This is a genomic window from Parashewanella curva, from assembly GCF_003675895.1.
GTDB lineage: Bacteria > Pseudomonadota > Gammaproteobacteria > Enterobacterales > Shewanellaceae > Parashewanella > Parashewanella curva.
The window spans coordinates 40,394-63,914 of sequence record NZ_ML014777.1 but is presented as its reverse complement, the minus strand read 5'-3'; the positions used below and the strand labels follow the sequence as shown (position 1 = coordinate 63,914).

The 23,521-nt window shown below is 39.8% G+C and carries 20 protein-coding genes; 8 read left to right on the top strand and 12 right to left on the bottom strand.

Annotated elements, in window-relative coordinates; translation table 11 throughout:
* Positions 1-211: 211 nt before the first annotated feature.
* The 3 genes from D5018_RS10790 to D5018_RS10780 all read right to left on the bottom strand — a co-directional run bounded on the left by D5018_RS10790 (position 212) and on the right by D5018_RS10780 (position 1,982).
* Positions 212-550 (bottom strand): hypothetical protein, encoded by a 339-nt coding sequence (locus tag D5018_RS10790; RefSeq protein ID WP_121839017.1) that lies wholly within the window; start codon positions 548-550, stop codon positions 212-214.
* A 137-nt stretch (positions 551-687) separates the two neighbouring features.
* On the bottom strand, positions 688-1,152 hold the full coding sequence (locus D5018_RS10785; RefSeq protein ID WP_121839016.1) for a nuclear transport factor 2 family protein: 465 nt from the start codon (positions 1,150-1,152) through the stop codon (positions 688-690).
* Positions 1,153-1,232: 80 nt separating this feature from the next.
* Complete coding sequence (locus D5018_RS10780; RefSeq protein WP_121839015.1) at positions 1,233-1,982, bottom strand: histidine kinase; 750 nt, start codon at positions 1,980-1,982, stop codon at positions 1,233-1,235.
* 608 nt (positions 1,983-2,590) lie between these two features.
* Here D5018_RS10780 and D5018_RS10775 point away from each other — a divergent pair.
* Positions 2,591-3,556 carry an integron integrase gene (locus tag D5018_RS10775; protein WP_165905043.1) on the top strand — a complete coding sequence of 322 codons (966 nt, stop codon included), beginning with the start codon at positions 2,591-2,593 and terminating at the stop codon, positions 3,554-3,556.
* A 50-nt stretch (positions 3,557-3,606) separates the two neighbouring features.
* Here D5018_RS10775 and D5018_RS10770 read toward each other — a convergent pair whose 3' ends face one another.
* From D5018_RS10770 to D5018_RS10735, 8 genes are all read right to left on the bottom strand, one after another.
* Positions 3,607-4,263 (bottom strand): CoA transferase subunit B, encoded by a 657-nt coding sequence (locus D5018_RS10770; RefSeq protein WP_121839014.1) that lies wholly within the window; start codon positions 4,261-4,263, stop codon positions 3,607-3,609.
* Between the two features lie 12 nt (positions 4,264-4,275).
* Positions 4,276-4,974: a CoA transferase subunit A gene (locus D5018_RS10765; RefSeq protein ID WP_121839013.1), complete on the bottom strand. Its 699-nt coding sequence runs from the start codon at positions 4,972-4,974 to the stop codon at positions 4,276-4,278.
* 168 nt (positions 4,975-5,142) lie between these two features.
* Positions 5,143-6,030, bottom strand: a complete 888-nt coding sequence (locus D5018_RS10760; RefSeq protein ID WP_121839012.1) for a hydroxymethylglutaryl-CoA lyase — start codon at positions 6,028-6,030, stop codon at positions 5,143-5,145.
* Positions 6,031-8,025 (bottom strand): acetyl/propionyl/methylcrotonyl-CoA carboxylase subunit alpha, encoded by a 1,995-nt coding sequence (locus D5018_RS10755; RefSeq protein ID WP_121839011.1) that lies wholly within the window; start codon positions 8,023-8,025, stop codon positions 6,031-6,033.
* Between the two features lie 2 nt (positions 8,026-8,027).
* Positions 8,028-8,837, bottom strand: coding sequence for an enoyl-CoA hydratase-related protein (locus D5018_RS10750; protein WP_121839010.1), 810 nt, complete (start codon positions 8,835-8,837; stop codon positions 8,028-8,030).
* A gap of 16 nt (positions 8,838-8,853) precedes the next feature.
* The gene (locus D5018_RS10745; RefSeq protein ID WP_121839009.1) at positions 8,854-10,461 is read right to left on the bottom strand and encodes a carboxyl transferase domain-containing protein; all 1,608 of its coding nucleotides are present in this window, start codon (positions 10,459-10,461) and stop codon (positions 8,854-8,856) included.
* A 74-nt stretch (positions 10,462-10,535) separates the two neighbouring features.
* Complete coding sequence (locus D5018_RS10740) at positions 10,536-11,705, bottom strand: isovaleryl-CoA dehydrogenase (RefSeq protein ID WP_121839008.1); 1,170 nt, start codon at positions 11,703-11,705, stop codon at positions 10,536-10,538.
* Positions 11,706-11,772: 67 nt separating this feature from the next.
* The gene (locus tag D5018_RS10735) at positions 11,773-12,162 is read right to left on the bottom strand and encodes a MerR family transcriptional regulator (protein WP_121839007.1); all 390 of its coding nucleotides are present in this window, start codon (positions 12,160-12,162) and stop codon (positions 11,773-11,775) included.
* A 451-nt stretch (positions 12,163-12,613) separates the two neighbouring features.
* On the opposite strand from D5018_RS10735, the gene gndA reads away from it, so the two are divergent.
* Entirely contained in the window at positions 12,614-14,146 is a 1,533-nt protein-coding gene (gndA, locus tag D5018_RS10730; RefSeq protein ID WP_121839006.1) for an NADP-dependent phosphogluconate dehydrogenase, read from the top strand.
* Between the two features lie 385 nt (positions 14,147-14,531).
* A complete protein-coding gene (locus D5018_RS10725; protein WP_121839005.1) occupies positions 14,532-15,884 on the top strand; it encodes a hypothetical protein in 1,353 nt (450 codons plus the stop codon).
* Here the strand turns inward: D5018_RS10725 and menA are convergent.
* Positions 15,870-16,742 carry a 1,4-dihydroxy-2-naphthoate octaprenyltransferase gene (gene menA / locus D5018_RS10720; RefSeq protein ID WP_121839004.1) on the bottom strand — a complete coding sequence of 291 codons (873 nt, stop codon included), beginning with the start codon at positions 16,740-16,742 and terminating at the stop codon, positions 15,870-15,872. The two genes, D5018_RS10725 and menA, sit on opposite strands and share 15 nt — an antisense overlap.
* Before the next feature lie 160 nt (positions 16,743-16,902).
* Here menA and tesB point away from each other — a divergent pair, with 160 nt between their 5' ends.
* The 5 genes from tesB (at position 16,903) to ompW (ending at position 23,212) form a co-directional block, all read left to right on the top strand.
* Complete coding sequence (gene tesB, locus D5018_RS10715; protein ID WP_121839003.1) at positions 16,903-17,772, top strand: acyl-CoA thioesterase II; 870 nt, start codon at positions 16,903-16,905, stop codon at positions 17,770-17,772.
* Positions 17,769-18,149 (top strand): YbaY family lipoprotein, encoded by a 381-nt coding sequence (locus D5018_RS10710; RefSeq protein ID WP_121839002.1) that lies wholly within the window; start codon positions 17,769-17,771, stop codon positions 18,147-18,149. The genes tesB and D5018_RS10710 overlap by 4 nt, the downstream gene beginning before the upstream one ends.
* A 135-nt stretch (positions 18,150-18,284) precedes the next feature.
* On the top strand, positions 18,285-21,719 hold the full coding sequence (locus D5018_RS10705) for a bifunctional diguanylate cyclase/phosphodiesterase (protein WP_121839001.1): 3,435 nt from the start codon (positions 18,285-18,287) through the stop codon (positions 21,717-21,719).
* On the top strand, positions 21,709-22,272 hold the full coding sequence (locus D5018_RS10700; protein WP_243637423.1) for a nucleotidyltransferase family protein: 564 nt from the start codon (positions 21,709-21,711) through the stop codon (positions 22,270-22,272). The genes D5018_RS10705 and D5018_RS10700 overlap by 11 nt, the downstream gene beginning before the upstream one ends.
* Before the next feature lie 265 nt (positions 22,273-22,537).
* Complete coding sequence (ompW, locus tag D5018_RS10695; protein ID WP_165905042.1) at positions 22,538-23,212, top strand: outer membrane protein OmpW; 675 nt, start codon at positions 22,538-22,540, stop codon at positions 23,210-23,212.
* Positions 23,213-23,521: the final 309 nt, after the last annotated feature.

Genomic DNA, 23,521 nt, shown 5'->3' with positions numbered 1-23,521 from the left:
ATTGATAAATGCAATTTCGTGGTTGATCTACAGCTGCATTATTTAAGCTGAATTTCCATTGCTACCGCAGTTGAACCTTGCATGGTACAACATAAAAACCATTGAAGTTTTTACAACGCATAACGCCCGTCTTAACAGGCAAATAATTGTTGGCTAGAATTTGGAGCGCAGCGACAAAAGCCAACGAGTATTTGTCCTGTTGAAGCGCTTGTTAGCTGCGTTTCTCAGTGATTAGAATTGACATCTCTTTATTACCTACTTGGATGCTTGCAGGTTTGCCTAATTCGGTAATAAGAACAGGAGACATTTTTTCACCGTTTAAGCTTAACTGAGTTGCTATTTTCACAGTTGACTTACTTTCAGGAGATACAGTTAATTTGAGGTTATATAATTTACTAACCTCTACACTTACTTCTTTGTCAGGACTAACGACTAATGTTGGATTTGCAATTGTTTCTGCATTATTCAGTAGCTTAACATTTACCAAGTAGTTGGCATTTGCACTTGAAATTAATCCTAGAAAAAGTGCTAACCCTAGTAATTTCCTCATTTTCATCTCCATATGTTCAATGTTTCACATTAGCAGCTAACGCCGCATTAACGGGCGGAAAATTGTTGGCTATAATTTGCGACGCAGGAGCAAAGCCAACGATTTTGCGTCCTGTTGAATGCCTTGTTATACGCACATTACCCAGCATGCCTGCGTATACGTTTTATTAGCCCTGATTTATCAAACTCCAATGAAACGATATTGGTACTGCTGTAGTTAATGAATTTATCTAAATGAAAAGGCTTAACTTTTGCTGATTCGGTATAGTTAATAAATACAACATTAGCACCAACCATAATTGTATTAATTTTGATATTACTGAAAGCAATCTCATCCTTTAACTTTGCAAGCATATCTTTTCTAAGGCTGGATTTGTTTGTATATGTGAAATTGTGCTTTATATGCTCGTCAACAAACTCGTTTGCGAGTAAAGATATGAAATGATCAATATCCTTAGTTGACGAGTCAGGTTGTTGGCGTGCGTTTTTAGCTGCAATAAAACCGTTTGCTTTCTCTAATAATTGGTCTCTTGAAAGAGGTTCTTGAGCGAAACTAGAAAATGAAAGAGCAGTTAATATACATATGAAAATAAATTTTTGCACGATTCCCTCCGCTGTGCGTATAACGCCTAAATCAGGTGCGCCGTAGGCGTCACCTGGATTTACTTGTTATATGGCGATTACTAGAATTGCCTATCTTTTGTAAAGCCAGAACTTTCAAGAATTAATAGAAAGTCATTGCCATATTTTGTTGTTTTAAAAGTTTCGTTTTCTTTATGCAAAAGTCCTGTGCTTGTTAAATACAGAAGATATTGCTCTAAGTTCCATGTACCTAATTGCTCAAGATTGTTTTCTTTTACAGTTTGGAATGCAGCCTCAACCACCTTCAATTCAACACCGTCTTTTGCAGCTGTAAGTAGTTTTATTTGTGAACCAAAGATAGCGTTATAGATACGCTCAAACCATGATAATACTTGTGAAGCTGCAAGCTGTCGTATTAGAACATTGCTTGTATCATTGTCATATGACAAATTTCTTTTATGAAGATCGTTTTTTATCTTTGTTTCTTGATCTTTGATTATTTCTAGATCTCCGCCATATTGGAGCAAGTCATCAATATAAACTGCACTATCCTTTGCTGCTCTTTGCGTCAAGGTTTTCAGGAACGAGTCGTCGGTTCGATAATCTTGGGGGGCATACAATTTGTCATGGTGCCTTGAAACAAGCCAACCGAACAAAAATAGAATGCAAAGTGGAAATAAAACTATGAACCAAATAATGGGTGTTCTTTCATCCGGTTGTAGAGCAGGGGATGAATAGCCAAAGATTATACAGGCAAACCCATAAACTAGAACAATAAATAACGCAATTATTCCTAATGGATTTCTAGAGAAATCCTTCATCGATTTTGGAAACTGAAAACTTGGTTCCATACTGCTCCTCAAAAAATATTGAAGTATAGACGATGCTTAAGTAGCCATATAACGCCGCATTAAGCGGCAAATGGTTGCAGGCTAAAATTTGGAACGAAGTGACAAAAGCCTGCAAGTATTTGTCCGTCTTAAATGCCTTGTTAGGCGCACCAGTTACGTTTTGATATTACAGACGTTTTGGAGTGTGCCCAACTTTGTTTTTATGATACTGCCAATGATTTTGCCGATTTTAATAATTTTTAAAACAGCCAAAAATAACATTGATAAATGCAATTTCGTGGTTGATCTACAGCTGCATTATTTAAGCTGAATTTCCATTGCTACCGCAGTTGAACCTTGCATGGTACAACATAAAAACCATTGAAGTTTTTACAACGCATAACAGCTTATTAGAAGGAAAAAATCCTTCTTTCTACAGGCACGCTACCGCCTGTTAATTGTTTTTAACATTCGGATAAATTATCCATTTTATAATACGAAATCAAGCACTTTTATTGTTTGTATGAAATCTGATTTGCGTGAAAGGAGGAAAAAATCCTTATTTCTTGTGGAAAGAAGGAAAAACTGTAATACTGTTTTTTGATACAGTGCAATCAAGGATGATTCTCATGTCACATTCGCCATTTCTCACTCATATTTCTGAGTTTATGGTTACTCGTCATTTTGCGAAACGAACTATCGAAACTTATCTCCATTGGATCAAAGCCTTTATCATTTTTAATGGCAAGCAGCATCCCTCAAAACTTGCAGAAAGGGAAGTAGAGCTGTTCTTGAGTTACCTTTCAAATCAAAAGAATGTCGCGCCAGCGACCCAAAAGCTCGCGCTAAACGCTTTGCACTTTTTATATAATGACTTCTTGTCGCAACCCTTATCAATGGACTTGCAATTTAATCGCTCAAAGCGTGAAGCAAAATTACCCGTCGTTTTAACTAAGTCTGAAATAGCAAGTTTACTAAAACACGTTCAAGCAAACAGAAGTCTTGTGGCGAAATTGATGTATGGGAGTGGACTAAGATTGATGGAAGCCGTTCGACTAAGAGTAAAAGATATTGATTTTGACTATCACTCATTACTGATTTGGAATGGTAAAGGCGGGCGGCATCGAAGGGTAACGTTAGCGTCCGAATTAGTTGAACCGCTAAAACAACAGATTGAGCAAGCTAGAAGTTTTTTTATTGTTGATAGTGAATTAGAAAACTATCGCGGTGTTTGGCTTCCTTATGCGTTGGAGCAAAAGTATCCCAATGCAGCTACGAGTTTCAAATGGCATTATTTGTTTCCTTCGACAAGAATGAGTGTTGATCCTCATTCAGGTCAATTACGAAGGCATCATATTGATGAAACTTCGGTACGAAAAGCGGTTAAGGCTGCAGCGAGGAAAGCTAAAATTTCAAAAGATGTGAATTGTCATACTTTGCGGCATTCGTTCGCAACTCACCTTTTACAGCGTGGCGCTGATATACGAACTGTGCAAGAGCAGTTAGGGCATCAAGATGTGAGAACAACTCAAATTTATACGCATGTGATTCAAGCTGGGGCGAGTGGAGTGAGAAGCCCTTTAAGTGATCTTTGATGGATTAAAAAAGGCTGCAACTGCAGCCTTATATTCAAAGCTTATGAAATTTAAAATGTCATTTCAGGTACATGATCTGGAATAACTAAGTCACCAGCAGTCATGTTTTTGATTTCTTCAACTGAAACGCCAGGAGCGCGCTCAATTAGGTGGAAAGCACCGTCTTTGATTTCTAAGTAGGCTAGGTTAGTAACAACGCGTTTAATACAACCATAACCAGTCAGGGGCAATTCGCATTGAGGAAGGAGTTTTGAATTTCCGTATTTGTCAGCATGCATCATGGTAACGATGATGTTTTCAGCGCCAGCAACTAAGTCCATCGCTCCGCCCATGCCTTTAATTAGTTTGCCCGGGATCATCCATGATGCGATAGAGCCGTTTACATCTACTTCAAAGGCGCCAAGTACAGTAAGGTCAACATGGCCGCCACGGATCATGGCAAAGCTTTCAGCTGATGAAAAGAAAGAAGCGCCATCAACCGCTGTTACCGTTTGCTTGCCTGCATTGATCAAATCTGGATCTATAGTTTCTTCAGTTGGAAATTCTCCCATACCTAATAGACCATTTTCAGATTGCAGCATTACCTGCATACCTTCAGGAATGTAGTTCGCAACAAGGGTAGGGATGCCGATGCCTAGGTTTACATAAAAGCCGTCTTGTAGTTCTTTGGCGACACGTTGAGCCATTTGTTCTCTTGTTAGTGACATGCTCTTTCTCCCTTATGCTTTAACGGTGCGTTGCTCAATGCGTTTTTCGAATGTACCTTGGATAAGGCGATCAACATAAATACCAGATGTATGAATATGATTAGGATCCAACTCACCCGGCTCTACAATGATTTCGGCTTCAACAACCGTAATTTTACCTGCCGTTGCCATCATAGGGTTAAAGTTTGCTGCCGTTTTACGGAAAACTAGGTTACCCATGGTGTCAGCTTTCCATGCTCTTACTAATGCAAAATCCGCTGTTAGTGAGTCTTCTAGAACATAGTGACGACCATCAATTTCACGAGTTTCTTTGCCCTCAGCGACAGGAGTACCATAGCCAGTTGCGGTAAAGAATGCGGGAATACCAGCACCACCTGCACGGATCTTTTCTGCTAAGGTACCTTGAGGAGTAAGAATGACTTCAAGCTCGCCAGATAGCATCTGCTTTTCGAAAGTGGCATTTTCACCAACATAAGAGGCAATCATGGTAGAAATTTGGCGCTTTTGTAACAGTAAGCCAAGGCCAAAATCGTCAACACCTGCATTATTAGAGATTGCCGTTAGTCCATTGATATTCATGTTAGTCATTTGATTGATAAGACCTTCAGGAATACCGCAAAGACCAAAGCCTCCGACCATTATTGTCATATCGCTTTGTAGGCCAGCCAGTGCTTCTTCATAGCTACTGACTAATTTATTCAATCCTGCCATGTTTGTTCCTTTTATTATTTGTTCTTTATTTATGCATGAATTGCTGAAGTGAGAGAGGGAGTGATGTTCCGTACTCTTTATCACCTCTGTTTTTATATTCACAAATCACGCATTTATATTAAGTTTTTCAATAATCCCAGTCAAAACAAATGAGATAAATCCCATTTATTATTGCTTAAGTAAGGTAAGTGCGACCTTTGAACCGTTGTTTCGACCTAGAGCCTTACAAATTTTATCACCAGAATGAGCTAATTTTTCAAGGTTAATACCAGTATCTAACCCCAAGCCGTGCAGCATGTATATTAGGTCCTCAGTGGCAAGATTGCCTGAGGCTCCTTTAGCATATGGGCAGCCACCTAAGCCAGCTACAGAAGAGTCAAACGTTTTTATTCCTGTGTCTAAACAAGTAGCGATATTGGCTAAGGCTTGCCCGTAAGTATCGTGAAAATGTAAGGCCAGTTTTTCTACTGGTACACTTTGCATCACAGCCTCTAGCATTGCCTTAGCTTTAGCTGGTGTTCCCACTCCAATCGTGTCACCTAATGAGACTTCATAGCAACCTAAATCATTAAGAAGTTCGGTCACTCTTACGACTTCACTTACGGCTATCTCACCCTCGTATGGACAACCTAAGACACAAGAAACATAACCTCGAACAGGTAAGTTATGTTCTTTGGCTAGCTCCATTACAGGTTTAAAGCGAGAAATTGATTCCTCGATAGAGCAATTGATGTTTTTTTGGCTGAAAGCTTCTGAAGCAGAACCAAATATGGCAACTTCATCGACGTTTGCTGCAATAGCGGCCTCTAAGCCCCTTAAATTAGGCGTGAGACCGCTGTATTTTACACTCGGATTACGTTCAATTTGATCCATTACCGTTGATGAGTCAGCCATTTGTGGCACCCACTTAGGCGAAACAAAGCTAGCCGCTTCTATACGACGAACGCCTGAGCTTGCAAGTTCATTTATCAACGTCACTTTATCTTGAGTGTTGACGGCTTTTTCATTTTGCAAACCGTCGCGTGCACCTACTTCAAAAATGCTAACTTTGCTCATTTAAGCTTCCTCAACATCTAAGAGTAGTGAGCCATCGCTGACCAAGTCGCCAGGGTGGAAATAAAACTCAGTGACAGTGCCATCAAATGGAGCTTCAATCGTGTACTCCATTTTCATGGCTTCCATGACAAGTAGTCCTTGACCAGCCTTTACGCTATCTCCTGCGTTAACTAGATGAGTCACAATTGTGCCGTTCATTGGTGCTTTAAGCTTGTCTGCTGCATCATCTTGCTGATCTAGTTCTTGAGCTTGTATCGCTTTGAAATGGAACTGCTCTGTACCTGTGAAGAGTGTAAAGTCATCATCAACTTGAGCCACTTGTAATGTAAAGCGGTGATCATAGAGCTGTACTTTAAACAGGTTATCCTTCAATAGGCCATCTAATTGATAGTTATTATCACCAATAATTACTTGGTAGCCATTAGCAACTTCTGTTAAACGTAAATCAATTTGTTGGTGCTCGTCATCAAGCAATCTTACCGCGTGTTGCTTAGGGCTATTGAGTCTAAAACCAGAAAGTGTTGACCAAGGTGAAGTGCTGTCTGAGTGATCGGATAACATAGCATTGGCTTGCTGCTTACGATAAAGCACTTGATACAAACCAGCTAAAGCTTGAGCAGTCTGAGCATCGGTTGATGTTAGAGTGAGCAGTTCGTTACCATAACGATCAATAAAGTCCGTGCTAAAGTTTTCGCTTGCAAAAGCAGGGTGTTCGATGATGGCATGCAAGAAACGGATGTTATGCTTAAGGCCAGAAATTTTGTAATCTTCAAGAGCCTTGGACATACGCTGCAATGCTAGCTTTCTATCTTTGTCCCAAACGATAAGTTTGGCAATCATTGGGTCGTAGAAGTTACTGATCACATCACCTTGACGAATACCAGAATCAATACGTACATAAGGATTGGCTTCAGGCTCTTGTAAGTAATCTAATTTTCCACTTGCAGGTAAAAACTCGTTTTGTGGGTCTTCTGCGTAAATACGCACTTCAAAAGAGTGACCTGTCACTTCAATTTGATTTTGTTGAAGTGGCAGCGGTTGGCCATCGGCCACTTTAAGTTGCCATTCAACCAAATCTTGCATTGTGACCAGTTCCGTGACGGGATGCTCTACTTGAAGACGTGTATTCATTTCCATGAAGTAGAAGCTGTTGTCAGTATCAAACAAAAACTCAACGGTACCTGCACCAACGTAATTGATTGCTTTAGCTGCCGCAACAGCGGCTTCACCCATTTGCTTACGAAGTTCGTCACTTAAACCCGGAGCAGGGGCTTCTTCGACAACTTTTTGGTGACGACGTTGTACTGAACAATCGCGATCCGATAGATAAACGCAGTTTCCATGTTTGTCTGCAAATACTTGTACTTCGATATGGCGAGGTTGACGTAAGTAACGCTCCATCAGCAGCTTATCGTTACCAAACGATGAAGCAGCTTCACGACGCGCTGAGTCGATTGCATTTTGTAACTCAGCTTTGCTTTCAACAATTCGCATGCCTTTGCCGCCGCCACCGTAAGCGGCTTTGATTAGCAGAGGAAAACCAATTTTATCGGCTTCTGAATTGAGTAATGAATCTGATTGGTCGTCACCATGATAGCCGGGAACCAGCGGTACATTGGCTTCAGTCATAATCGCTTTTGCTGCACTTTTACTGCCCATAGCATCAATGGCGGCTGAGCCAGGTCCAACAAATTCTATTCCCGCATGTTCGCAGGCTTTGGCAAACTCGGCATTTTCTGAAAGGAAACCATAACCGGGATGAATCGCTTGTGCTCCCGCACGTTTAGCTACGTCAATGATGGCATCGCCACGTAAGTATGATTCTGCTGGCGCGCTCCCACCTAGATAAAAGGCTTCATCAGCCATTGCTACGTGGCGAGCGTTTGCATCTGCATCTGAATATATTGCAACGGTTTTAACGCCCATTTTACGAGCGGTATCCATGATGCGGCAGGCGATTTCACCACGGTTGGCAATCAGTAGTTTTGTGATCATTATTATTCCTCTGCCTTATGCCAGTTAGGCTGACGTTTTTCAAAAAAGGCGTTTAGGCCTTCTTGACCTTCATCAGATACACGAATGTTAGAAATTCTGTCGGTGGTGTAGTCGAGGGTATCTTGGTTAATTTCACCACTTTCCATACGAGCGATGAGCTTTTTACACCAATCCATGCCTTGTGGGCTGTTCGAAAGTAATGCATCAATCAGCGGCTGGCTGGCAGCGTCTAAATCGTCGCTGACTTCATGAAGTACTTGTAGCTCGAGCGCTTTTTCTGCACCAAAGCGTTCAGCCGTTAACATGTAGCGACGTGAAGCACGATTGCCCATTGCACGAACAACATAAGGGCTGATCACCGCAGGAATAAGCCCTAGCTTTACTTCACTCAAACAGAAACTGGATTTTGGTGATGCAACGGCGATGTCGCAGCAACAAATCAGACCTAATGCACCACCAAACGCCGCACCTTGAACTTGAACTAGGGTAGGCTTTGGGAATTTATCTAAGTCGTGCATCAATCGAGCAAGTTCATTGGCATCTGCTAGGTTTTGCTCAAAATCCATTTGTGCTTGTTTGCGCATCCAGTTCAAGTCTGCGCCAGCACTAAAGTGTTTACCATTTGCTTTTAATACGAGTATTTGGCAATGGCTATTAGCAGCGAACAAAGCTAATGCCTTGATGATTTCAGCAATCATGACTTCATCAAATGCATTGTGTTTTTCGACACGGTTTAAAATTAGCTTGCCGACACCTTGTTCTAGTTCGCACAAAATGTGCTGAAATTGTTCGTTTTCAAAGACGGTAGTCATTATTTTTGTCTCCGAATTACATGCGGAACACACCAAACTTGGTGTCTTCTACTGGTGCATTAAAGGCAGCTGAAAGCGCTAGGCCAACAACATCACGAGTTTGAGCTGGGTCGATAATGCCATCATCCCATAAGCGCGCACTGGCATGATAAGGGTGACCAGCTTTGTCGTATTGTTCTACGATTGGTGCTTTAAAGTCAGCTTCTTCTTGTTCAGTCCAGCTTTGACCTTTGCGAGCTAAACCATCTTTTTTCACTGTGGACAATACACCTGCGGCCTGCTCGCCACCCATTACAGAAATACGAGCATTAGGCCACATCCACATCATTGTTGGATCAAATGCGCGGCCGCACATACCGTAGTTACCGGCACCATAACTACCACCAATGAGTACGGTGAACTTAGGAACAGTGGCACAAGAAACGGCCGTTACCATTTTGGCTCCATGTTTGGCTATGCCTTCATGTTCGTATTTCTTACCCACCATAAAGCCAGTGATATTTTGTAAGAACAGCAGTGGGATTTTGCGTTGGCAGCATAACTCAATAAAGTGAGCGCCTTTTTGGGCTGACTCTGAGAATAAAATGCCGTTATTGGCCACTATGCCAACAGGGTAGCCATGGATGCGGGCAAAGCCGCACACTAATGTGGCACCATAGTTTGCTTTGAATTCGTCAAAATCTGAGTCATCAACAATACGAGCAATCACTTCTTTTACATCAAATGGCTTTTTCAAGTCTGTGCCGACAATGCCATAAAGTTCTTCAATGCTATATTTGGGTGGCTTAACTTGATCCACTGTTGATTCTATTTGTTTGTTGTGATTCAAACGAGCTATTGAATTGCGGGCAATTTCTAATGCGTGTTCATCATTTTGTGCGAGATGATCGGCAACACCTGAAATTTTGGTATGAACCTCAGCACCACCAAGCTCTTCTGCACTGACTTCTTCACCTGTTGCAGCTTTAACTAATGGAGGGCCTGCAAGGAAAATCGTTCCTTGTTCTTTTACAATGATGGATTCATCAGCCATAGCTGGAACATAAGCGCCACCTGCGGTACATAATCCCATTACTACTGCTACTTGAGGAATGCCTTTTGCTGACATTTTCGCTTGATTAAAGAAAATACGACCAAAATGATCACGGTCTGGAAAAACTTCATCTTGCAGTGGTAAATATGCGCCACCTGAATCAACAAGATAAATACAAGGCAAGTTGCAGCGCTCAGCAATTTCTTGTGCACGAACATGCTTTTTTACTGTAAGAGGGTAGTAGGTTCCACCTTTTACTGTCGCATCGTTAGCCACAATCATACATTCAACGCCACTAACACGGCCGATTCCTGTAATAACACCTGCAGCTGGCACAACATCGTCATAGACTTCGTAACCTGCAAATTGCGATAGCTCAATAAAAGGGGAGCTTGGATCGAGCAGTTTTTCGATGCGATCTCTTGGTGCTAATTTGCCACGTGATAAGTGACGTTGCATGGCTACTTCGCCACCGCCTTGTTGGATTTGTTCAAGCTTTTGTTGTAAGTCAGCAACGAGCTCAGACATATCATTATGTTTTGTTTTGAACTCGTCGCTACGAGCATTAATACGACTGGTAATTTGCGTCACGGTTAATTCCTCAAAATCGTTGCAGTAGGATTAGAAACGAAAATGCCTGCAAAGGCAGGCATAATGTTCGACTCTTACTTGGTTTCGTTGAACAGCTCTCGTCCAATTAACATACGGCGGATTTCAGAGGTACCTGCACCAATCTCATAAAGTTTGGCATCACGCAGCAAGCGGCCTGTAGCATATTCATTAATGTAGCCGTTACCACCTAGTAACTGAATTGCATCTAGCGCCATTTTTGTTGCAAGCTCCGCGCTGTATAAAATAGCGCCAGCAGCATCTTTACGAGTGGTTTCACCACGATCACAAGCTTTAGCTACAGCGTAGACATAAGAGCGCGCAGCATTCATTTGAGTATACATATCAGCTAGCTTGCCTTGAACTAGCTGGAATTCACCGATTGATTTACCAAACTGTTGGCGGTCGTGAATATATGGAACAACAATATCCATACAGGCTTGCATGATGCCAAGTGGGCCACCTGCAAGTACTACACGCTCATAATCAAGTCCGCTCATTAGGACTTTTACACCTTCGTTTAGGTTACCAAGAATGTTTTCTTCTGGTACTTCACAGTCTTCAAAAACAAGTTCACAGGTATTTGAACCACGCATCCCTAACTTATCGAGTTTTTGTGCTGTAGAGAAACCTTTGAATCCACGCTCGACAATAAAGGCTGTGATACCGTGCGGACCTTTTTCTACATCTGTTTTTGCATAAATTACATAGGTATGAGCATCAGGACCATTAGTGATCCACATTTTGTTGCCGTTAAGAATGTATTTGTCGCCTTCTTTACGTGCATGCAGTTTCATTGATACTACGTCTGAACCGGCATTGGGTTCACTCATTGCTAGTGCGCCAATATGCTCACCAGAAATCAGCTTAGGTAGATATTTAGCTTTCTGCGCTGCATTACCATTGCGGTTGATTTGGTTTACACACAAGTTTGAATGAGCGCCGTAGCTCAAGCCGATAGAAGCTGATGCACGTGAAATTTCTTCCATGGCTACAACGTGAGCAAGGTAACCCATGTTGGCACCGCCGAACTCTTCATCAACGGTTACACCTAATAAGCCCATGTCACCAAGAACAGGCCAAAGTTCATTAGGGAAGGCATTTTCTTGATCTGTTTTTTCTGCAAGTGGTGCAATTTCATTAGTAGCGAATTGTTGTACTGCATCACGCAGCATATCCACATCTTCACCTAATCCAAAATTTAAGCTTGAGTACATTGCGCTCATTGTAAGGTCCTTTGCATGATGTATTCATGTAGTAAATAGTTACTACATCATTAATTGTTTAATATTGTTATTTTTGGAGAGCATCGCGGCATTGTTGTTCAGCTGAACTGAGTTCCATCAATACCACCTGAATATCATCCATTTGCTGCTGCAACGCGGCTTTTTTATCCGCAATTAGCTTGAGCATGGTATCTAGCTGACTGTTGCTGGTTTTATCTGCGTCATAAAGCTCAAATAAGCGTCGCGTTTCTGCTAGCGAGAATCCCAGTCGCTTACCTCGTAATATCAGTTTTAGCCTTACCTTATCTTTAAGACTATAAATTCTGGTTTGGCCACGACGACTCGGTTTTAGCAAGCCTTGATCTTCGTAAAACCGAATACTACGAGTGGTGATGTCAAACTCTTTGGAGAGATCACTAATCGAGTAACTGGTTGGGGAGTTGCTTTTGATGCTCATTATTGTACCTAGCAAAACAATTTATCAAAAAGGTACAGGAAGTTGACGTAAAGGTAAAGTTTTAAGAGGGCGTGATTTTAAGAATCCAAGTTAAAAAAATTGGAAGAGATAATAAAAATAGAGTTTATCACTTTGTAATTGTTTCCTTTCGCGGGCTGAATACTGTACATCCTTTGCAACTTAAAGTTTGTTGGGTACAGACAATAAGAGGCCTTATCGGTTGCGACTTATACAAAAGCAAGCTCAATTAGCACAAAAATTAAACGTTGTATGTTAAACAGGTTTCAACCACTTCCATTGTTCTAAAATACGAAACATCTTTCCAGTTTTTACTCTATAGTTTTGCATAATTATTACAGATATAATCGCGCGAATTTTTTAAACATACTATTTGCATTTATTGAATACTTGATAAGTACGAACGGTATAAGATCATTTGGAAAAGAATCACATGCCAGAAAAAACGCAGCAGATGGATATTGGGGTCATTGGACTTGGAGTAATGGGAAAAAACCTTGCTCTTAATATAGTTGACAATGGTTTTAATGTTGCAGCGTACGATCTTGATGCTCTTAAAGTTAGCCAGTTTTTGAGTCAGTTCAATGCAGAGTCTTCGGCTCGTAAATATCCATCTCAGGTCATTGGCTGTGAGAGTATCCAGCATCTTTTAGATCAGCTAGTTAGCCCAAAAATTGTTGTACTCTCTGTCCCTGCAGGAGCGCCTGTCGATGGTGTTTGTCATGCCCTTATAGAAGCTGGTATTCAAATTGAAGATATTGTTGTTGATACTGGAAATAGTTTATGGACGGACACGGTAGAACGTGAAAAACGATATAAAGATAAATTTAGTTTTTTTAGTTCTGCGGTATCTGGTGGTGAAACAGGGGCGCGATTTGGCCCTTGTTTAATGCCAAGTGGAGACGCTAATGCTTGGGAACGTATTGCACCTATCTGGCATTCTATTTCAGCGAAAGTTGACTCTGAGACGGGATTGCCAATAGAAAGAACCTCTGCAGGTGAAATTGTAGAAAATGGTGATTCATGCACGACTTATATTGGTGGCGCTGGCGCTGGTCATTACGTAAAAATGGTGCATAACGGCATTGAATACGCTGATATGCAATTAATTTGCGAGGCCTACCATATTTTGTCTAGTGGCTGCGGCATGACTGCTTCAGAAATCGGTAAGGTATTTGAAAAATGGAATCAAGGAAAACTGAATAGTTACCTTGTTGAAATCAGTGCCGATGTTCTTCAACAGGCTGACCCAGAAACCAATCGCCCTTTAGTTGAAATGATTTTAGATAAAGCAGGGCAAAAAGGCACTGGTTTATGGACAGCAGTCAGTAGTTTACAGTTAGGCTGTCCTGCACCTACGATTGCTGAAGCGGTTTCAGCTCGAGCCATCAGTACTCAAAAATCACTAAGGGTTAGTTTAAGTGCTAAATTAGCAGGTAAAGAGACTAATGAAGTGTCCTTGGAATCCAGACAGCAAATCATTGATCAATTAGAAAATGCTTTGTACTGCGCAAAAATAGCCAGTTATGCTCAAGGTTTCCAATTAATGGCTATGGCTGCTAAAGAGCAAGGCTGGAACTTAGACTTTGCTGAAATCTCAAAAATTTGGCGTTCTGGTTGTATTATCCGTGCATCATTTTTGCAATCAATTACTCAGGCATATCAGCAGCAAGCTAATTTGGCTCATTTATTTTTAGCCTACAGTTTTGCTGAGCAATTATCTCAGCTTCAGCAAAATTGGCGTCAAGCAACAAGCTTTGCAGTGCTTAATGGGATTCCTACTCCATGTATTAGCTCAGCATTGGCGTACTATGACAGCTTTAGAAGCGAAACCTTGCCAGCCAACTTGCTACAAGGTCAACGAGATTATTTTGGTGCTCATACCTATGAGCGCATCGATAAAAAGTCAGGTAAAAAATTTCATTTAGAGTGGAGTAGCACTAGTCGAGAGCAAATCTCGATTTAGAAGCTTGTTTACAATCCCCCGTAATATACAGCGGGGGATAAAGCTGAACCATACATATTCTCTTGAACCAAAATCGCATAGTCAAAAAATTAACTCATTCTGCTTTAGCTAAAAGTTCAAGTCGATTACCGAATATAACCAATAAATGCACGTTAATTCCATCTGTTTTTATATCTGTCTCTCAAAAAAACAATTTATTTCTCGCAAGATGGAACAATAATTGACCCAGTTTCTATTCATGTTTATTAATTTTAAAAAGCATCTGTTTTTTATGGACTCATAACTATACGTGTTCTTGCCTTCTAGCTTTGTACGAGAACAAAACCGAGTACTGATTACTTTGCTTAAAATACTCTTTATGTTTTAAATTCATGAGAAACGTAAGATGGCAATTAAAAACGAGCATTTATTACCGTTAAATGAAGTATTGCGTGTAGACTGTCCGTCACCAATGCAAGTGAACGAAATTAAAACTGTAAAAGTCAGGCTTCGGGGCGGTTTTTCAAAAAGCTATCAATTTTCTTGCCCGTATAATATCCCCTCTGAAGAAGCTGCTGTTTTGCTGGCGATAAGCAATTTTCATACTGCATATAACCATTTCCCGACTGAAAGAAAAAGCAAACCCTTTTCTGTTGAAACTGAACTTGGAGATTCTCTTCAGGCCAAGGTCTTCAAAGTTCAGCTTGAAACTCATTTTCAGGCCGCTAATCTCAATAGTTACTTTGCTTATTTTTATGAAAAAAATGCTTATGAACCATCAACTTGTCTAGTGTTCAGTTTTCCGCAAATGAATGGTGACTTTGCGCCAATTGAACAGGAATATCAAAAATTTGAGGCTTTTACCGGTCATCGATTTTTTCCATCGCCTTGTGTTTTTTATAAAGCAAGCCGTGATGATGTTCCATTTGCTGTATTGATATCTGAACCAGCTGAGCATGGTTTTTTGGAATTGCTGGCAATCCAAAATTTTACTACCACTCACAGAGCGCCTTTTATCACAGAGGGTAATCCACTGTATTTGAAAAATACTTTACTTGAGCAAGAGTTTATAATGATCGTTTTCAGGTTGATTGATGGCTTCGTTGCATTGAATGAACTTGGATTTGATGTGAGCACTCTTCCAGTGACGGATATAGGGGTTGAGGAAAGTACACTTGAGCCTTTTTTAGCTAAAACTACCAGCCTTGAAGCCAAAAAAGATGAAGAAAGTGAAAACGGCTTTTCCACAGGAAAAGATGTGCGCATGAGTACGCTCGACCTTTCTTGTAAAGCAAATTGTGAAAGCCGTGCTGTATTTTTTTTAGGGAAGTTGTTTGTGCTCATATCTGGCAAGATTCAGGAATATGGGCAAAATTACTTAAATGCACTGCAAGATATTAATAGTGCTAGATCTGATATTAGTGATAGCCAATTAAAAGCATTTACAAAGCAGTATCTTTCTAGACAAAAAAGCGATTGGAAAACCTATACCAACCCTATCAAAAAGTTAAAAAGTGTACAAAAAGTATCAACAATACTTAGAGTAAGTGCAAAAAGAGGCTCAGAGAAAAATGTAAGCCCAATGGAGTTTAAAACACCAAAACATACCAAGGAATTATCACCTGAGTTAAATGTACTCTGTTTAGCGACCTACATGCTTAGAGAAAGCCCGCAAAACCGCCCAAGCCTTCAACAGGCGCATGCTTTTATCAAAGTGATTTATGAAGATATGCTTCAAGCTACTTCAGGTCAAAGCTAAACCAATGCAATAGAGTGAACTGAACATAAAAGTTAGTAATGCTGTTTTATGTAAAATAGCATTAAACTCAGTGTCTTTGGCGGTTTCAAAGTCTAGAGTTAGCTTTTTACCAAGAACAAAACTCAAACCCGCAAGTAATACTGGCAAACCATGCAATGCCCCCATAAAGTAAGCGGTTACCATTATCGCATAAGCACCAAAAACCAATGCTCGATAGACAGGTGAACACATTGTACTTCCAACTCTAACCGCTAACGTTCGCTTTCCAGCCTGCTCATCTGTCAGTCTATCTCGGGTGTTATTCACAAACATTATTGCAGCATTTAATAACCCTAAACATACAGCCATGATTATGATGTCAGTATTTAAGGCGTGTGATTGCAAGTAATAACTGCCGCAAACGGCGATTAATCCAAAAAAAATGAATACTGCTAGTTCGCCTAATGCAAGATTGGCCAATGATTTTGAGCCTAAACTATAGGCGAACGCACAGGCTATTGATGCGACACCAAGATAAAGAAAGCCGATACCACCATGAAAGACTAAAAATAAGCCCGATAAAATTGAAAGCAGTGTACTAATGGATATGCCGACTACCATTGTATTCGGCGTGATTATACCGGATTGACATGCTCTAATTGGGCCAAGCCGTTGCTGGCTGTCGATACCATTTTTATGATCAGAATAATCATTAACCAGATTGACTGTGATTTGTAAAAACACGCCACAAACTAAACTAAGTATTGCAATCGACCACTCGAAATAAGGTGAAGAGGCAGCCATTGTATTGCCTAAAATGATAGGACTTATTGCTGCAAATAGGGTTTTAGGCCGAATGGCGATTATCCAAGGGTTCATTGTTTGTTTAATCAATCGCAAAAGTCGACATTTTAGCGTTTAGCTGTACTTTTTAAAGATAATTATTCGTAATAATGATAGGTTTAATCTTATTTAGTATATAGTTTCTTTGATCTTTTTAAGATAGTCTTATCTTGTTACCAAATAAATGAAGGGTGCTATGAGTAACATCTTAGATTCACTTTTATCTTTATTATCTTTAGAGCAGCTCGATGATAATTTATTTCGCGGACAACCACATGATATAGGATTTGGACATCTTTTTGGTGGTCATGTTATGGGGCAAGCACTCAATGCTGCGAAACAAACGGTTTCCAATGCTCGTTCAAGTCATTCGTTACACGCTTATTTTTTAAGAGCCGGCGATCCTAAAAAGTCCATTATCTATCAAGTCGAAAACTTAAGAGATGGTGGCAGCTTTAGTGCCAGAAGTGTGCACGCGATACAAAGTGGTCGCCCCATTTTTATGATGACTTGTTCATTTCAGTCGCAAGAAAGTGGTTTAGAACACCAAATTTCGATGCCAAATGTGTCGGGGCCAGAAGGTGTACTAAATCATCAAGAACTCGCAAAAAGTTTAGCGGGTTCAATACCACAAAGCTTATTATCCACTTTCACCAAGCCATCTCCTTTCGAGATGAGAGTAGTGGATCCTCTTAACCCAATTAATCCAGAAAAATCAGCCCCCACAAAGCAAGTTTGGATCCGTGCCAATGGTCAGGTACCAGATGATCCTAGAGTCCACAAATATCTTTTAGCGTATGCCTCGGATTTTAACTTTTTAGTAACGGCTGCACAGCCACATGGAGTTAGCTTTTTAACGCCTGGCATGAAAATGGCTACAATTGACCATTCGATGTGGTTCCATCATGAGATAAATATGAATGATTGGATTTTATTCAATATTGAAAGTCCAAGTTCCAGCGGTGGACGCGGATTTGTTAAGGGCCATTTTTATGATAGCAATGGTAAGTTGGTAGCATCGGCAACCCAAGAAGGCTTAATGAGAATAAGTGAGAAACACAAATGAAAAAACTGCTAATACTCTTAATGGCAATGAGTTTGACGGCATGTGTAACGGTTCAGAAACCGAAGCCGATAGTGATCAATGGCGCTGCTGGTTATTTACAAAAAATATTACTACCCATGAATAGCATGTTTACTGTAGCCATTATTGACTTGGATACACCAGGGGTCATATTGGCTCAAAAGACCTTTAATGTTGCTACTCAGCCGATTCCTTTTAAGTTTATTTTGCCAGCAGAGTCCATTGATAAAAAAGTAAACTATGGAGTTGTTGCTTTGATCAAGAACCAAGATCGAGTGATTTTTCAGACTTATAATCGCTACCCTATTATCAATAATGGTAAAACTACGGTTGAAGTTATTATGCAACCTGCCAAGTAAAGTACAAATTTACTTTAAAGATTATAGTTGTTGACCGATAAAAAGTCGGTTGTTATTTAATAAAATAAGAGGGTGGCAAAATTTACTTAACCTGAGCTCAGGTTACTAAGTTGAAAGCTTCCCCAAGATACGTTTATGTTTACAAAAAGAACAATAGCAATTGTCTTTATCTTGCTGACTTGCGTTACTATTTGGTGGCAAACCACTAATTGGTACGAGAATTATTTATATGAAAATTATCATGTCTCTGTTTCAGAAAAATTCAAAGAGAAAGTCGATAAACTTGAAGACATAATGAGTCGCCATGGACTCTTAGTGTCAAGTTTGGCTTCGATAGTTGAAAGTGAAGTCCACGAAGATGTTAGGCTTGAAACTGTCAATAGAACTCATGTTAAACAAGTAATGAAAGCCATGCTTGAACTTAATTCTGGGCTAAAATCATTACAAGTTACTAATCGATATGGCTTAAATATTACTGTTCCTTCTAATGGGGTTTCCTACATTGTCGGTCGTGACTCTTCACCTAAAACAAATCAGTTAGTGGTATCTGACCCTTTTGATTTGCAGTTAGGTGGTAAAGGGGTAGCGTTAACGAAATCGATATACAGGGAAGGTGAGTACTGGGGCAGTGCTTCTATAATCGTTAATTTAACATCTTCAGTATTGGCTTCGAAACTAATAGATAGTAATCCAGAATTACAAATGGCATTTCGAACAGACAAAGGTAAAGACTTTATTGGTGATCCAGAATTGTTTGATCACAGTTTACTTCGTTTTACCGTTAACTTGCCATCACGACATTGGGAAGTCGCTGCTGCCACTATTATCAAAAATTCTGAAGTTGAAAATAAAGCTGATTTATTTCGAGTATTCCTTGCCGCTTTTATGTTCCTTTTGTTAGGGGCTATGTATATTTTTTATCATCAAGTCTTTCTGGTTTTCACAGAGCTTCGTTCAAATAAGGCGCAACCTGATCAGATATTTTCATTTGGCTCAGAGCCAACTAACTACTTTTTAAGGAAGCGTAAATCAAGCTTTGTTATGCCGTTTATCGCTACGGCTACCATCACGCTTTCTTTAGCTGCTTTACACTACTTTATTAAAGAGCAAGACCGAGGAGCGGATAGCAAGCTTCTAAGTACTAAATTGTCTCATTCTGTCAGCAAAATTGAGACTCAATTGTCGCTTGATGAAAATTTTTTGTACCTCCTTGCAACGGAAATCCCGCAAGTAGGGTTGCAAAATGAAGATATAGAGAAATGTTTGAAGGATTATTTACTTCCTCATTCTAGTTTGCTTCATTTTTCTCTCAGTGATAGTAACTTTAAACTTGTTAAACGAGTATCTTCTACTCAAACACAAAGCAGTGTTGCGCTAAAGTTGGCATTAACTGAATTGGAAAAAGCAGCTCAACTTTCCAAAAAGTATGGTGCAGTAGTTTACACTAAACCTTTTATGCTTGAACAAGCACAGCCAGTCTTTGCTTTATTTGTGCCTATCTTTTCGGGTGAGAAGTTTATAGGCAATCTTGGGGCTATTTATTCGATTCCCAAATTGGTTGATACCTTAGTTGCGGAGAATTTTTCTGAGCAATATCAGGTTTCAATGCAGGATAATAAACATAAACTTTTGTACCAAAGTGATACAGACTTTAGCTCATATCATTTAGCACATAACGCCCCTATCTCTAAACTGCATAACTTACTTTGGCTTAGTGTAGCCACTAAACCTTCTACAATTAGTGAAGGGATGAAATTGTTTGTCTTTTTATTATCGTTATTTATCACTGGAGTTGCTGTTAGTTTATGGTTGCAATATAAACAAAATCAATTGGTATGGAAAAAAGGACGCTCGCTCGCCGAGTCACAAAACCATTTTCATTCAATCGCCCACTCTGCACCAATTGCGGTGCTGATTACTCAACCCCAAACAGGGAAAATTTTATATGGGAATTTGAGAGCAAACGAGTTACTCACATCCGGTGATAAATCCTTGTCTGGCAGACACGCAGCCGAATTTTACGTTAACCCAAAAGATAGAAATTTATTTGTTGAATACTTGACTCTTCAAAATCGTGTAGATGGCTTTGAAGTGCAAATAAAATCGGATGCTGGGGACTTGATTTGGGCTTCATTATCATCAAAAGTTGTTGAATATACTGATGGCGAAGCAGTAATTACTTCAATTACTGATTTGACTCAGCAGCGGACATATCAAGATCAATTGTATCGCAAAGCTAATTTTGATGAGTTAACAGGTCTACCTAACAGGGGAATGACATTTGAGCGTTTAACCAGTGCGATTAACATTGCTAAATTAAATAACACATCCGTAGTGTTGATGTTGTTAGATTTGGATGACTTTAAAAAAGTTAATGATAGCTTTGGTCACAACGCTGGCGATGCTTTACTTAAGCAAATATCTTCACGAATTGGTCACTTGATCAACCCAAATGATACCTTGGGACGTCTTGGTGGTGATGAATTTGTGATTATTTTAACGGAGCCTCATTCAGTAGCTAATGCCCAGTTAATCGCGGAAGAAGTAAATAAGTCATGCTCGCAACCAGTTTTGATACAACACCATGAGGTTGTAGTTGGTTGTAGTATTGGCATTGCTACTTTCCCGCAAGATGGTAATGATTATGAAGCATTAACTAAAAATGCCGACGCTGCCATGTATGAAAGTAAAATGGCTGGTCGAAATGCATTAAAGTTCTATTCTAATGCTATGAGCAATGCAGTTCAGTCGCGTCTTGAAATGGAAAATGAATTAAGACAAGCCTTGAGACGTGATGAGTTATATGTTTTGTATCAACCAATCATTTCAGGTGATACAGGCATTGTGATTGGTGTAGAAGCGTTACTTAGGTGGAATAACCCGAAGTTAGGTCATGTTTCGCCTGCTGATTTTATACCATTAGCTGAATCTCTTGGATTGATCAGCACTATTGGAGAATGGGTGTTGGAGCAATCATGCGCCCAAATTAAGAAGTGGCGTAAACACGAACATGGGCCTCGTTATGTGTCTGTAAACGTTTCTAGCAGACAACTTCTTAATAATGTCATTGTTGATGATGTTCATTTAGGTCTTGCACTGCACGGGCTTCCTGCTTCGGCTCTAGAGCTTGAATTGACTGAATCAGCATTAATTGAGAATTCAGAAGAAAATCAGAAAACGTTTAATAAGCTACATAAGCTTGGGGTTCATCTGGCGGTTGATGATTTTGGAATCGGTTATTCATCCCTGAGTTATTTGCGTCGTTTCTCATTTGATACTTTAAAAATTGACCGTTCATTTATTAAAGATGTTCCTCATCAAAAGGACGCGATACAGTTAGTTGACGCTATTTTGTCTATGGCAAATAGCCTAGGTATGAAAATTGTTGCAGAAGGCGTAGAAACCAAGGAACAGCTCGATTTCTTGCAACAAATGGGGTGTTCGGCGATTCAAGGTTTCTATATTTCACGTCCACTAGCAGTAGATGACGTTCTTCCATTTTGTGAAAAACAAAACTTGGCTTCAGCTCCTCCAACAATTACTCAAGGAGAGGAGAGCATTGAACTGTAAACATCAGCGACAAATTACAGAGTGGCTGTACCAAGATCCCAGCAGAGTGAGGGCATTAGAGGTTGCCGAGCAAGTGATGCAAGCTCAAGGTATAAAGGATTATTTATTAGCGGCTGGCTTTGTAAGAAACTTGGTATGGGATAAGCTCCATTCAAAGGAGCTTATAACATCTTTGTCTGATATAGATGTGATTTACTATGAAGCGAATGAGCTTTCTGAAGATAAAGATAAAAGTTTAGAAGCTATGCTTAATGAGCAGCTGCGTTTACCTTGGTCTGTCAAGAATCAAGCGAGAATGCATATTAGAAATGGGGATAACCCTTACGTATCCATTATTGATGCTATGTCTTATTGGCCTGAGAAAGAAACGGCAATAGGTGTGAGGCTTGAAAATAATGAGATTGTTGTTCAATCTGCATTTGATTTGCAATCACTGTTCTCTTTAGAAGTTACATATAACCCTAAAAGAAGTTTGTCGGCCTTTAATCAAAGAGTTAAAAGTAAACACTGGCTTTTAACCTATCCCAAACTTACTGTCATTTGTTCTCATTGAATGCTCAAAATAACAACGTTCTGTTGTTATTTTGACTCTGTTTTATGATCGAGATCATGTAATGAAACGATGTTCCATTTGAGGCGTTTTTCGATTGATTTAGATCAATATTATTATCTGATTCATCTGGCAAATTAGCACCTAAATGTGATACGACACAAAAAACTACTGGTTCGTATTGAAAACCTAATAATTCAAAGAAGCCAGTTAACTCATATCACTCAAAAATAAATCAATGAGTGGTAAACATCTTAAATGGAGAAAGATGATGAACAAGCGTTTTGTAAAAGGTCTAATTGCTGCTGGTCTAATTGCTGCTGGTTTTGGCGCTCAAGCACACCAAGCGGGTGATATCATTGTTCGTGCCGGTGCAGTAATGGTTGCTCCAAATGAGTCTAGCCCTAATATTGTTATTCCTACTGCAAAAGGTGCAAGCACTACTATCAACCTAGGAGAGTTTAAGGTAGATAATAACACTCAGTTAGGTCTGAACTTTGGTTACATGGTAACTGATAACTTTGGTGTTGAGCTGCTAGCTGCTACTCCATTTAGTCATGATGTTTCTTTAGGTCCTTTAGGCAAAATTGCAGAAACTAAGCACTTGCCACCAACCTTAGTTGCACAGTATTACTTCGGTAACGCACAATCTAAAGTTCGCCCATATGTTGGAGCTGGTATTAACTTTACTAACTTCTTTGATAATAAGTTTACCAATACTGCTGGTGGTCGCTTATCTGACTTAAGCATGAGTAACTCTTTAGGTTTTGCTGCTCAAGTTGGTCTAGATGTTCAACTTAACAAAAAATGGCTTGTGAATGCTTCAATTTGGTATGCTGACATCTCTACAGATGTTAAATTCAAACTAGATGGTGCTGCTGTAAAAGTTAAAACAGATATAGACCCAATGGTTTACATGGTTTCAGTAGGTTACAAGTTCTAATATTACCAGATGAAACCACTCTAAATGCCGCTAACACTAGCGGCATTTTTTATGGAAAAAATTCAGTTTAGCTGATGGTAAGAGCTGTTTATTTTTTCTAGTCATAGTACCTAACCTCAGCACTGTATAACGAAATCAATAACGTTTTGGTTTTAAATCTGAACCTTAAATTTTATCTACAGTGCGGCTAATTATGTGTAGTTCAAGGCAGAACAGTTCGTAATAGCTGGTACCGATATACAAAACTGTCGTTGCTGCGTTTCTATTTCGGGCTGTTCTAACACCGAAATACGCTTAAGTTGCTGTACT